This is a genomic window from Nocardia sp. NPDC050412 (genome assembly GCF_044458825.1).
Taxonomy (GTDB): Bacteria; Actinomycetota; Actinomycetes; order Mycobacteriales; family Mycobacteriaceae; genus Nocardia.
In genome coordinates this window covers 559,493-570,658 of the sequence record NZ_JBITIJ010000006.1, presented here as the reverse complement: position 1 = coordinate 570,658, position 11,166 = coordinate 559,493, and the positions used below count along the sequence as shown (strand labels likewise).

Annotated in this window: 12 protein-coding genes; 4 read left to right on the top strand and 8 right to left on the bottom strand. The window is 65.8% G+C overall.

The features are described 5' to 3' along the window. The first annotated feature begins 313 nt into the window (after positions 1–313). From ACIBI6_RS20370 to ACIBI6_RS20360, 3 genes are all read left to right on the top strand, one after another. Positions 314–970, top strand: a complete 657-nt coding sequence (locus tag ACIBI6_RS20370) for a TetR/AcrR family transcriptional regulator (protein WP_396957341.1) — start codon at positions 314–316, stop codon at positions 968–970. 406 nt (positions 971–1,376) lie between these two features. Next, positions 1,377–2,534, top strand: a complete 1,158-nt coding sequence (locus ACIBI6_RS20365; RefSeq protein ID WP_396957340.1) for an NAD(P)/FAD-dependent oxidoreductase — start codon at positions 1,377–1,379, stop codon at positions 2,532–2,534. Next, positions 2,531–3,430 carry an RNA polymerase sigma-70 factor gene (locus ACIBI6_RS20360; protein ID WP_396957339.1) on the top strand — a complete coding sequence of 300 codons (900 nt, stop codon included), beginning with the start codon at positions 2,531–2,533 and terminating at the stop codon, positions 3,428–3,430. The genes ACIBI6_RS20365 and ACIBI6_RS20360 overlap by 4 nt, the downstream gene beginning before the upstream one ends. Before the next feature lie 134 nt (positions 3,431–3,564). Here ACIBI6_RS20360 and ACIBI6_RS20355 read toward each other — a convergent pair whose 3' ends face one another. The 7 genes from ACIBI6_RS20355 to ACIBI6_RS20325 all read right to left on the bottom strand — a co-directional run bounded on the left by ACIBI6_RS20355 (position 3,565) and on the right by ACIBI6_RS20325 (position 9,615). Next, positions 3,565–5,181, bottom strand: a complete 1,617-nt coding sequence (locus ACIBI6_RS20355; RefSeq protein ID WP_364341351.1) for a TerD family protein — start codon at positions 5,179–5,181, stop codon at positions 3,565–3,567. A gap of 64 nt (positions 5,182–5,245) precedes the next feature. Further along, positions 5,246–5,776 carry a hypothetical protein gene (locus ACIBI6_RS20350; RefSeq protein WP_396957338.1) on the bottom strand — a complete coding sequence of 177 codons (531 nt, stop codon included), beginning with the start codon at positions 5,774–5,776 and terminating at the stop codon, positions 5,246–5,248. Between the two features lie 76 nt (positions 5,777–5,852). After that, positions 5,853–6,653, bottom strand: coding sequence for a family 1 encapsulin nanocompartment shell protein (locus ACIBI6_RS20345; RefSeq protein ID WP_396957337.1), 801 nt, complete (start codon positions 6,651–6,653; stop codon positions 5,853–5,855). Further along, positions 6,650–7,678, bottom strand: a complete 1,029-nt coding sequence (locus ACIBI6_RS20340) for a Dyp-type peroxidase (protein WP_396957336.1) — start codon at positions 7,676–7,678, stop codon at positions 6,650–6,652. Before ACIBI6_RS20340 ends, ACIBI6_RS20345 begins: the two co-directional genes overlap by 4 nt. 56 nt (positions 7,679–7,734) lie before the next feature. Further along, positions 7,735–8,064: a cupin domain-containing protein gene (locus ACIBI6_RS20335; protein ID WP_364340873.1), complete on the bottom strand. Its 330-nt coding sequence runs from the start codon at positions 8,062–8,064 to the stop codon at positions 7,735–7,737. 199 nt (positions 8,065–8,263) lie between these two features. Beyond that, a complete protein-coding gene (locus tag ACIBI6_RS20330; RefSeq protein WP_396957335.1) occupies positions 8,264–8,812 on the bottom strand; it encodes a dihydrofolate reductase in 549 nt (182 codons plus the stop codon). Continuing rightward, on the bottom strand, positions 8,809–9,615 hold the full coding sequence (locus tag ACIBI6_RS20325) for a thymidylate synthase (protein ID WP_364340875.1): 807 nt from the start codon (positions 9,613–9,615) through the stop codon (positions 8,809–8,811). The genes ACIBI6_RS20330 and ACIBI6_RS20325 overlap by 4 nt, the downstream gene beginning before the upstream one ends. Before the next feature lie 42 nt (positions 9,616–9,657). On the opposite strand from ACIBI6_RS20325, the gene cobF reads away from it, so the two are divergent. After that, positions 9,658–10,398, top strand: a complete 741-nt coding sequence (gene cobF, locus ACIBI6_RS20320) for a precorrin-6A synthase (deacetylating) (RefSeq protein WP_364340877.1) — start codon at positions 9,658–9,660, stop codon at positions 10,396–10,398. Here cobF and ACIBI6_RS20315 read toward each other — a convergent pair. Continuing rightward, positions 10,374–10,853 (bottom strand): Lrp/AsnC family transcriptional regulator, encoded by a 480-nt coding sequence (locus tag ACIBI6_RS20315; RefSeq protein WP_396957334.1) that lies wholly within the window; start codon positions 10,851–10,853, stop codon positions 10,374–10,376. The two genes, cobF and ACIBI6_RS20315, sit on opposite strands and share 25 nt — an antisense overlap. Positions 10,854–11,166: the final 313 nt, after the last annotated feature.

The window sequence follows — 11,166 nt, the reverse complement described above, 5'->3', positions numbered from 1 at the left end:
TTGTGGGCACTGCTGCGAGACGGACGTGAATTCAGCTTCGACACACCTGCCCCGACGGCTGCTGCGGCTTGACACGGTCATTGAGAGTCCTTCGCGAGCGGCCAATACCTATCGCATGACAGTTTTGCGTTCGCGATCGCGCTTTCGGTGTCCCTGGTGTATCGCTTCCGCGATCGCCGGTAACTTCTGCGTTGCCTGGATTTCTATCGAGTGACAGAAACCTCACACGTGTGCAATCGTGCCGCGAACATCAGACCGGTCCGATCGCTGTGGCGGCGGTCGGCCGCATCGAACGCGGTGTCAGAATGACGTCGTGGCAAATCTCGGTCCCGGCCGTCCCCGACTCGACCAGCGCCCCCGGCGCGGTCGGACGCCACGCGCCGAGATCCTCGACGCCGCCGGAGAACTGTTCACCACCAATGGCTATGCCAATACCTCGACGCGTGCGGTAGCGGATGCGGTCGGTATCCGCCAAGCGTCGCTCTACCACCACTTCGCGTCCAAGGACGACATCCTCGACGCTCTGCTCGCCGAAACCATCGCAGGCCCCTTGGATCTCGCCGAACGCCTCCGCGAGGTGCCGGAGCCGGCACACATCCGGCTATACGCGCTGGCCTGGTTCGACGTGCGCCAGCTGTGCGCATCGCGGCGGAATCTCGGTGCGCTGTATCTACTTCCGGAACTGCGCACCGAACGCTTCGCCGCCTTCCGATTACGCCGCGACGAATTACGCGGGCACTACGAAATTTTGGCCGCGATAGTCGCTGCCGATGCGGGGGTGCCGGGGGCGGAGGGCCTGCCGTTCCGGCTCGTAGAGACGGTGATCAATATCCGCTCGGATGAGGGCAGCGCACCCGCCCACGCCGAACGCGCCATTCCGGACGCGATTATGCGTATGCTCGGCTGGCGCGGTGATCTGGACGGCCTTCACGCGGACGCGACTGCTCTCCTCCAGCGTCTGACGTTCTGAATCGCCTGCGCGTCAGGACTTTCCGTCGACGGCCACCATTCCATACCCCCAGCCGTACGCCAGATCGACGCCCTGGTTGAGGAAGATCGACGGATCGGTCGGACGACGGCAGGAATACGGCGCACCACCAGCTCACCATTGATGTTCTCGAAGAGCGCCAGCACCATGCGCCGCGAATCATTAGTGCAACCGTCGACACTCATCTCGATCGGCGGAGCATCCACCGGATACAGCGTTGCGGTGGCCCGCACGCCGCGGACCCGTGCCCTGCTGGAACGGCGGGGTTGATGGGCGGCCGGCCATGGCAGGTGCCAAGTGTTGATTGTGACCTGCATCACCTCGCTTTACGGTGCGCCGGGGCTGTCTCGTCTTGTGGTCGACAGTGATTGCGAGAAGGGATAGGCAAATGCACAAGATGGTGATTCTGGGCGCGGGCTACGCGGGCATGTCGGCGGCCACGAGCTTGGCGGCACGCACCAAGCGACGCGACGATGTGCAGATCGTCCTCGTCAATGCGACCGCACGCTTCACCGAGCGGCTGCGGTTGCACCAGACGGCGTCCGGACAGAACCTGGCCGAGTTCGATATTCCGGCATTGCTCGAGGGCACCGGCGTGGAGTTCGTAGGTGGCTGGGTCACCGGCATCGACGCGGCCGCACGCACCGTCCGCATCGACGACGAGCGGGTGCTCGAATACGACACGCTGGTCTGCGGGTTGGGCGGGGTCGCCGACACGACCGCGGTACCTGGCGTCGACGACAACGCCTACACACTGAACAGCGTGCACGACGCCGAGTTGCTGGCGCAGCGACTGGCCGGGCTCGGCGCCGGGACCGTGGCGGTCTGCGGCAGCGGGTTGACCGGCGTCGAGACCGCCGCCGAGCTCGCCGAGCGATACCCGGACCTGGACGTTGTATTGCTGGGTCGCCACGAGCCAGGATCGACGCTGGGCGCGCAGGCCAAGGCCTATGTGAACGACGCTCTGGCGCGACTGGGGGTACAGGTGCGCTGCGGTGTGGAGATCGTCAAGGTGTTGCCGGACACCGTGGAACTCGCCGGCGGAGAGAGCATCGCGGTCGACGCCGTGCTGTGGACGAGCGGAGTGCGGGTTTCCCCGATGGCGGCTGCGGCGGGGCTGGCCGTCGACGAGCACGGCCGGATCGTCACCGACGCCGCGCTGCGGTCGGTGTCGCATCCGAACGTCTACGCCATCGGCGACGCGGCCGCGATCGGACAGGGCTACGGCGTGATGCACGGCACCTGCCAGAGCGGTATGCCGACCGGCGTGCACGCGGCGGTATCGATCGTGCGGGAGCTGAAAGGCAAGCAGCCCAAACCGTTCCGGTTCGGCTACTACCACACCCCGGTGAGCCTGGGCCGCCACGACGCGGTGGTCCAGTTCACCAAGCCGGACAACAGCCCCCGCAGGCTGCGGCTGACCGGCCGGCGCGCCGTCTGGTACAAGGAGACGGTGAGTGCAGCGCCCTGGCCGACCTTCGGTCGGATTCTCGAGTTCCCCACTTCCGGTGCGGTGTGGCCGCAGGGCGGGCGGTACACCCGGTGACCGCCGCATCCGCCACGGTTGCGGTGTTCACCGAGCATCGCAACCTGCTGTTCTCCGTCGCGTACCGCATCCTCGGCACCGCAGCCGACGCCGAGGATGCGGTGCAGGACGCCTGGATCAAATGGTCCGCTGCCGATCGTTCCCAGGTGAGCGACCCGAAGGCCTACCTGGTACGAATCGTGTCGAACCTGGCGATGGATCGGCTGCGGTCGGCCACCAGCCGCCGCGAGACCTACGTCGGCCCTTGGCTTCCCGAACCGATCCTCACCGGTACCGTCGACGACGCGACCGCCGCCGAATCGGTTTCGATGGCCCTGCTGGTGGTGCTGGAGACGTTGACCCCGCTCGAACGGGCCGTATTCGTCTTGAAGGAGGCGTTCGGGTTCAGCTATGTCGAAATCGCCGACGCCGTAGAGCGTTCCGAAGCAACGGTGCGCCAGGCCGCGCAGCGAGCCCGGAGCCATGTGCAGGCGCGGCGGCCGCGGTTCCAGGCCGACCGCGACCGCCAACGCGAGGTCAGTGAGCGGTTCTTCGCCGCCGCGATGGGCGGTGACATCAACACCTTGATGCAGTTGCTCGCGCCGGACGTGACGTTGTGGACCGACGGCGGCGGCAAGGTGCGCCAGGTGCTGCTCCCCGTCAGCGGCGCGGACACGGTCGCATCCTGGTTCGCGTCCATGGGCACGCGCACCTACCAGGGTGTCGAGCCAGCCGACATGACCGCAGAGATGGTCGAGATCAACGGCGGGCTCGGCGTCGTGTTCAGCGGCGGTGGGCGCGTCATCGCCACCGTTACCCTCGATGTCGACGCCACTGGCCGGATCACCGCGATCCACAATGTCGCCAATCCCGACAAGCTGCACGCCATTGCCACCCGGACCGTCCATCCGACCTGAGGCCGCCTGCCCGCGGGTAGTGCAGTGGGTGACCAGGGCCGGTCGCCGATGATGCGGTGGAGTCGATCCTCGACGCAGCAGATCTGGTGCGGGTGGCCGGCTCCGCGGATCACCCACCCCTTGAAATCAAGCATCTAGCCTTTGCCGCGTGTGGCTTTGAACTCGAAGCCCCAGTTGTACATGCGTGCGATTTCGCGGATTCCGCCACCGGGATGCCCTGAGGGCGGCCGGACGAAGGTGCCGTCGCGACGAACGATGAACTCGCCGTTGACATTCTCGATATGCGCGAGGATCACGTCGCGCGAATTGTCCTGGCAGCCGCTGATGATCATTTCGATCGGCGGCGAGTTCACCGGATACAGCGTGGCGGTGGACTGCACGCCCTGGAAGTTGTTCGCACCCTCGTAGATCGAGGCGAAGACCAGAATCCGGCGGAACTGCGCGGTGTAGTCGAGATTGATATCGAGATTCTCACCGGTTGTGCTGCTACCGGTGCGGTCATCTTGGTCGAGCCGGATGAACGGCGGGCGATCCAGCGCGCCGAACGAACGGTCCAGGGCGCGAACGGATCCGATCCGCCCGTCGGCCAGTTCGAAGAAGCAGCACAGATCGAGATCGAGCGCATTGGCGCGCTTGCGGCCGAACAGGCCACCGCCCCCGGTCTGCGCGGTGGTCCAATTCAGGTTGACCCGCATGGTTCCCGAGGTGGCGCCGTGCTTGGTCAGCGAAACCGTGGGCGCTTCCTTCGTCAGCGAAACCTTGCTGAGGTTGACCGGCGCGCCGGGAGCCGCAGCAGCTGCGGCGAATTGGCTGGACCCGGTCGGCGGCGCATAAGGCTGCGGTGGTTGATTCGGCGGCGCATAGGGCTGCGGCGTTCGGTCCGGTGGATAAGGGTTCTGCGACGTCGGGCTCGGCGGATACGGCTGCGCCGGATTCGGCGGATATCCGGGCGGTGCCGCAGGCGGATACGGCGGAGGTGCCCCGAACTGCGGTGGCGTCTGTTGCTGCGGTGCGGACGGTGCGCCGAACTGCTGCGGCTCGGGCGGTGCCCCGAACTGCGGCGTGTGCTGCTGCGGTGCGGGCGGTGCCCCGAACTGTGGTGGCGTGGGCGGCGGCGTGTGCTGCTGTGGCGGCGGTGCGCCGAACTGCTGTGGCGTATACGGCTGCGCGGGCGGCGGTGGGTAAGCCGGTTGCGCGTTCTGCTGCGGCTGCGCTGCGGGCGTGTGCCCCGGCCCCGGATCATCAACCGAAATCCCGAAATCGGTAGCCAGCCCGGCCAACCCGGTCGCATACCCTTGACCGACCGCCCGGAACTTCCACGCCCCCTGCCGTCGATACAACTCCCCGAGCACGAATGCGGTCTCGGTACTGGCCCCCGTGCTGTCGAACCGCGCCGCCTCCGCGCCACTCACCGCATCGAGCACCCGCACATACAGCCCATGGAATTGCCCGAATGTGCCACCGTCCGCGGATGCCGCAATAACAATCGTGTCGACCTGCGCTTCGACTTGCGCCAGATTCACCGACAACGTGTCGATAACCGTCGGTCCCGGCCGCTTCCCTTCGTGCCGGACCGCACCGGACGGATGATTCGGCTGGTTATAGAAGACGAAGTCGTTATCCGCCCGCACTTTCCCGGAGACGAGCAGCAGCGCGGAGGCATCCGCATCCGGAACCCCTGGACCTGACTGCCACCCCAGCTCGACGCGGACTGAAGACATCGGCACCGCGACATTGGCGCCCTTCATCATCGACACATCTGCCAAGGTATACGACCTGAGCGCACCCTGTCTCGGTCATCGCGCGCCCCGGCTATCAGCGGGTGGGCGGCGCGATCTGCCAATGTTGTTGCAGCGCACCGGCAATTTCCGGCAGCACCGTGACCGGCACGCGCTTGCGCCGCAACATGGCCCGAATCTCGTTGACCTGCTCGCGTTTGCGCATGTCGTACGCCCCGGCGACCGGCCGCCGCACCGGCGGGATGGACAGCAGCACGAGTTCGCCGTGCCGCTCGTCGCCACCGATCAGATCCAGTGCGAGTGACCAGCGGGCCCGCTCGTCGAGTGCGAACCGTCCGGCCACCACCCGCTCCCAGTCGATACTGGATTCCCGCCACGGGGTGCGCTGGTAGATCGCCCCGTCGGTGAGTACGACGACATCGCGTCCGAACAGCGCGACAAGCAATGCGATTCCGGCCACCGCACCGGCCAGCAGCCCGGTGAAGATCCGGTTGAGCCCGAATCCCTCCACGATCGCACCGCAGACCAGCACGGTGACCGCGATTCCGACCATCCCGTACAGCATTGCTCGCCGGGTCGGCACCACACCCGCACGCACCATCGTCATCTCGACCTCCTGCATACCGCACCCCAACCTAGTCGGTCGGTTTACTGCCGGCTTCCCGATGCGGGCGGGTCGACTATCAGGACGCCAGCGCGACTGCCGCCTCGCCGGTGTAGACGAGGAACTGCAGACTCTGCTGGAAATACAGCTGCACCGATTGCGCATCGTGGGTCAGGTAGCCGATGGACAGATCTTGGCCGAGCTGCAGATCGAAGTCGCCGCCGCGCGTGGTCAGTACGAACGCGCCGTCGATGGCCGGGGCCCAGATGATCTCGCCTTCCGGGATGAGGCGTTCGATATGGGTGCGGATCGGGTGGCCGTGATCGGAGGTCTCGCTGACCGCCGTGTACAGGTCCGCGCTCAACAGCACCGAATACGGGCCGTCGACGCCCGCCAGCCGCAGCGCGCTCAGTGCCTGCGCGACGGACTCCGGCACCAGCCGTGGGTCGCTGGGCAGTGTGATCGGGGAATTGGGCGAACTCGCCCGAATGCCGGTGATATTCGCGGCCTGATAGCCCTCGAAGATGGCCCGGTCCTCGGCGAAGGCGATCTTGCGCGCGGCTTCCTTGACCGCATCCAGATCGGTGTCCTGCGCGCCGCGCTCGACATCGTCGAGTTCCTCGCGCGACAACGTGAACGGCACCCGCAACTCGACCAGCGGCGCGACCACCCGTTGCCGGGCCTGCACACCCTCATCCGGTGCGGTGATGACGGTGGTGCGGCCGAGGCCGACCGCGGAGTAGTCGGTGCCGTGCGGTCCGGACAGATCGACCACCCGGCGACCGGCGATATGACGCTTGAAGGTGCGCGTCGCCTCTTGCTCGATGGCGGTCCATGCCTCGGCGGTGATCGGCGCGAGTTCGCGATGGAGGTTGTTCATGATTGCATGCTCCTTTTCAACGTGCCGATACCCAGAGAACCGTTACTGCCAACACTATTCGGCGATAAAGATTCCTCGAGCGCTGTCGCCGCCACCCCCGGTGCGTCGGGGAGGTCGTCGAAGAAGTCGAGTGGCGGTGCGAAGAACAGCGTGCCGGTCACCGCGACGGAGAAGTCCAGGATCCGGTCATAGGCGGCCTCCTCCGTCCCGATGAACATCCGGGACAGCATGGTTTCGGTGACGCTCGGCGTGGCCGCGTAGGCGACGTAATAGGTGCCGAATTCGCCGTCCTTGATGCTGCCGAAGGGCATATTGGCGCGCAGGATCTTTCGTTCGTTGCCTTCGTCATCGGTGACGGTGTTCACCGCGACATGCGAATTCGCGGGCTTATCCGCATCGGAGAGCTCGAAATCGTCGAGTTTGGTGCGCCCGATCACCCGCTCCTGCTCCTCGACCGAGAGCGCCCGCCACTGCGCCATGGTGTGCAGATACTTCTGCACGATGACATAACTGCCGCCGGTGAACTCCGGATCCGCATCGCCGACGAACGCCGCGCTGAAGGCCGTGGAGCCCTCCGGGTTCTCCGTGCCGTCCACGAAGCCGAGCAGATCGCGCTGCTCGAAATACCGGAATCCGACGGTCTGATCGACGATGGTGACCGCGCCGGCGAGCCGGTCGTTGATCGTCATCGCCAATTCGAAGCAGGCGTCCTGGAATTCGGATTTGATGTGGAACAGCAGATCGCCCGGCGTGGTCGGAGCGCTGTGGTGCGTGCCGACGAATTCGGGCAGCACATGCAGTTCGGCGGGTCGTGGGCCCGTGAAAAGGCGATCCCACGCCTCGGAGCCGATTGATGCGACGCAGGTGAGCCCGGCGCCGGGCAGCCGAAAACCGACCGAACGACGTATTCCGGAGAGATCGGCGAGCAGGTCACGCACCGCCGCCTCGCCACCCTCGTCGATCGTGGCGACGAGGAAGATCGCGGCCGGCGTGAGCGGTTCGAGGATCGGCTGCGGCTCACCCATGCGCTCCACCCTAAAGGGCGGCAGCGACAAACCGGCCGAGCGGTGCGTTACATCGGCTACGACTTGGCAACTGTCAGCAGGAATGCGACGTCGTCGACGGCCTTGACGCTGTGCCGCGCCTTGGGGATGACCAGCAGGTCTCCGGCCGATCCCTTCCATTCGTTGGCACCGCTGATCAAGGTCAGTGTGCCGCTGAGTACCAGCAGAGTGGACTCTCCCGCATTGTCGTGTTCGGCCAGGCTCTGGCCCGCCGACAGACCGACCACGGTCTGTCGCAGCGCATTGGCATGACCGCCGTAGATGGTTTGCGAACTGCGCCCGCTCGTGGCGGTGCTGGCCAACTTGAGCTGTTGGCGCGCGACCGCAGTCAGCGATTTTTTGTCCATGGACCACCTTCCGCAGATGCAATCAGCCAGATCAGGGCTGGTGACACGGGCTGATATCCAGGAGTATGCCCGACCGGCGGGCGACTTGTGTCCGGTTTGGTCGCCGCGACGGTATGCGGCGTGTTCGCCGCTGGTCGGTGCTCGAAGGAGGTTGCGCGGTCCCGAATGCCTGATGCTGAAGGTTTGCCGACTGGCTGGCTTACTTACGGATGTAGCGACGAATCCGAAAGCGCAGGCCCGACTTCGACTCGTCCCACGGCTCGGTGTCCTCGGCGTGCCATTCGGAGCCGATGGCGGGTGCGTAGGCATCGCCGTCGACGGCGGTGTCCACCTCGGTGACCAGCAGGTCGGTCGCGAATTCCATGGCAGCTCGGTAGATTTCGCCACCACCGATGATCCAGACGTCCTGCGGTGCGGTCGCGGCGAGTGCGTCCGACAGCGATGCGGCGCGTTCGGCACCCGCACCCGACCAGTCGGGCTGCCGGGTGACCACGATATTGCGGCGGCCATCGAGCGGGCGGAATCTGGGCGGCAGAGAATCCCAGGTGCGACGGCCCATGATGACCGGATGACCCATGGTGACGGCCTTGAAATTCGCCATATCCTCGGGCACGCGCCAGGGGATGGTGTTCTCGAAGCCGATGACTCCATCGGGAGTCTGTGCCCAGATCAGACCGATGGTGCGCACATGCCCGCCCGTCGCCCGACCAGCACGCCGCAACGAATCACTACGCGATGCCGCGTTCATACCGCAACCCGCGCCTTGATCGCTGGATGGTGTTGATAGCCAACCACTTCCACATCTTCGTAGGCGTAATCGAACAGCGTCGGCGCGGGCCGCAGGTTCAGCATCGGGAACGGGTAGGGCTGCCTGCTCAACTGCTCGGTGACCTGCGCGACATGGTTGTCGTAGATATGGCAGTCGCCGCCGGTCCAGATGAAATCACCGGGTTCCAACTCGGTCTGCTGCGCGATCATGTGCGTGAGCAGGGCATAACTGGCGATATTGAACGGCACGCCGAGGAACAGATCCGCACTGCGCTGGTATAGCTGGCACGACAGCTTGCCGTCGGCCACATAGAACTGGAAGAACGCGTGGCACGGTGCCAGCGCCATCTTGTCGAGGTCGGCCACATTCCAGGCCGAGACGATGATGCGTCGGGAATCCGGATTGGTGCGCAGGGTGTGCAGTACTTCGGCGATCTGGTCGATATGGGTGCCGTTGGGGGTGGGCCATGATCGCCACTGCACGCCGTAGACCGGTCCGAGTTCGCCGTGCCGATCCGCCCATTCGTCCCAGATGGTGACACCGTGTTCGTGCAGCCAGGCGACATTCGAATCGCCGCGCAGGAACCATAGCAATTCGTAGACGATCGACTTCAGGTGCACCTTTTTGGTGGTGATCAGCGGAAAGCCCGCGCCGAGGTCGTAGCGCAGCTGGTGGCCGAAGATGCTGCGGGTGCCGGTGCCGGTGCGATCCGCCTTCGCGGTACCGGACTCCAGGACCAGTCGCAGCAGGTCTTCGTACTGGGTATCAGCATTGTTGGCCACGCCTGGCGAGCTTACCCATGTCGTGCCTGGCAAGCTCGAGCCATGCGCAAGCTCTACGTGATCGGCATCGGTGCCGGGGATCCGGACCAGGTGACGGTCCAGGCGATCAAGGCAATGCGGCAGGTCGAGGTGTTTTTCGTGATCGGCAAGGGTGCCGAGAAGCAGGAACTGGTCGATGTGCGCACGTCGATTCTCACCGAACACCTCGATCACCCGTACCGCATCGTGGAGATCGCCGATCCGCCGCGCGACCGGGATCCGGCCGATTACCGGGGCGTTGTCGAGGACTGGCACGATCGCCGTTCGGCGCTGCTGGAGGATGCGTTCGCGCAGGTCGACGGGGTCGGCGGCATTCTCGTCTGGGGTGACCCGTCGCTCTACGACAGCACGCTGCGGATGATCGAACGGGTGCTGGCTCGTGCTGCCCAGAGCTTCGATTACGAGGTGATCCCGGGCGTCACCAGTGTGCAGGCCTTGGCCGCTCGGCATCGGATGGTGCTGCATCGCATCGGCGAGCCGGTGCACATCACCACCGGGCGTCGGTTGCGCGAGGATGGGCTCAGCGGTTCGACCCTGGTGATGCTGGATGGTGACTGTTCGTTCTCGGCGGTGCCCGGCGACGACGTGCACATCTGGTGGGGCGCTTATCTGGGAATGCCCGATGAGACGTTGATCGAGGGGCCGCTGCGTGCGGTCGAGCAGGAGATCGTCGAGCGGCGCACTCGACTGCGCGCCGAAAAGGGTTGGATTATGGACGTTTATCTTCTGCGTCCGGGCTCCTGAAGCGCGACCGCCTTCACGGTGGCGAGGACGGGTGTGGTTTCCAATGTATGGATAGCCTCGAAAGCGCCGAGGCGCTGGTTGAGGTAGCGGTGCAGGGCCGTGGGATCCGAGCACATGGCTTGGGCGACAAGGTTTGTCGGGCCGGTGGTGGTGGCGGCGAAAGCCAGTTCGTCGTGCTCGGCGAGCGCGGTCGCGACGTGGTCGAGCTGTGCTGGTGCCACCGACATCCACAGCAGCGCTTGGGTGGTCGCGCCGAAGCGAGCGTCGTCGAGTTCGACATCGAAGAAGATCGCTTCTGCTGCTCGTAGTTCCGCGAGCCGTCGGGTGACGGTGGCTTGCGACCAGCCGGTGGCCGTGGCGAGTTGGGCCAAGGTCGCGCGGCCGTCTTGTTGCAGGGCATTCAGTAGCGCGGCATCCCCCAGCCCCGCTCCTTCCGTACCTGGGCCGAAAACCACCGCACCGACTTCGCCCCCGCCGCCTAGCCCGCCCCGCCCAGATAGGTTGCCGCGCTGTCAGGTCCGGCCAGCTCGCCGAGCGCAGTCGAAACGCCGCATCATGCGCCCCGCGGCACCGCCATGTGACTGCGCTCAACGGATCTCGATACCTCACAAGCTATCTGGACGCGGCACAAGCGCCTCCACTCCTGCCCGGGCGAGCTGCCCTGCTGCGGGCCGCCTGCTGTCGCGCGTCGGCCCACGCGCGTCGCCCCGGTGTGCCAGCCCAGGGGTGCCGGACTGCTCGCCGCTCGGCGTCGAGTGCCCGGCGATC

Bases quoted from the DNA above. Each gene is read 5' to 3' on its own strand.
- ACIBI6_RS20340 (WP_396957336.1), bottom strand. From the start codon at position 7,678: ATGGGTGAGCCGCAGCCGATCCTCGAACCGCTCACGCCGGCCGCGATC.
- ACIBI6_RS20345 (WP_396957337.1), bottom strand. From the start codon at position 6,653: ATGAACAACCTCCATCGCGAACTCGCGCCGATCACCGCCGAGGCATGG.
- ACIBI6_RS20335 (WP_364340873.1), bottom strand. From the start codon at position 8,064: ATGGACAAAAAATCGCTGACTGCGGTCGCGCGCCAACAGCTCAAGTTG.
- cobF (WP_364340877.1), top strand. From the start codon at position 9,658: ATGCGCAAGCTCTACGTGATCGGCATCGGTGCCGGGGATCCGGACCAG.
- ACIBI6_RS20330 (WP_396957335.1), bottom strand. From the start codon at position 8,812: ATGAACGCGGCATCGCGTAGTGATTCGTTGCGGCGTGCTGGTCGGGCG.
- ACIBI6_RS20365 (WP_396957340.1), top strand. From the start codon at position 1,377: ATGCACAAGATGGTGATTCTGGGCGCGGGCTACGCGGGCATGTCGGCG.
- ACIBI6_RS20350 (WP_396957338.1), bottom strand. From the start codon at position 5,776: ATGACGATGGTGCGTGCGGGTGTGGTGCCGACCCGGCGAGCAATGCTG.
- ACIBI6_RS20355 (WP_364341351.1), bottom strand. From the start codon at position 5,181: ATGATGAAGGGCGCCAATGTCGCGGTGCCGATGTCTTCAGTCCGCGTC.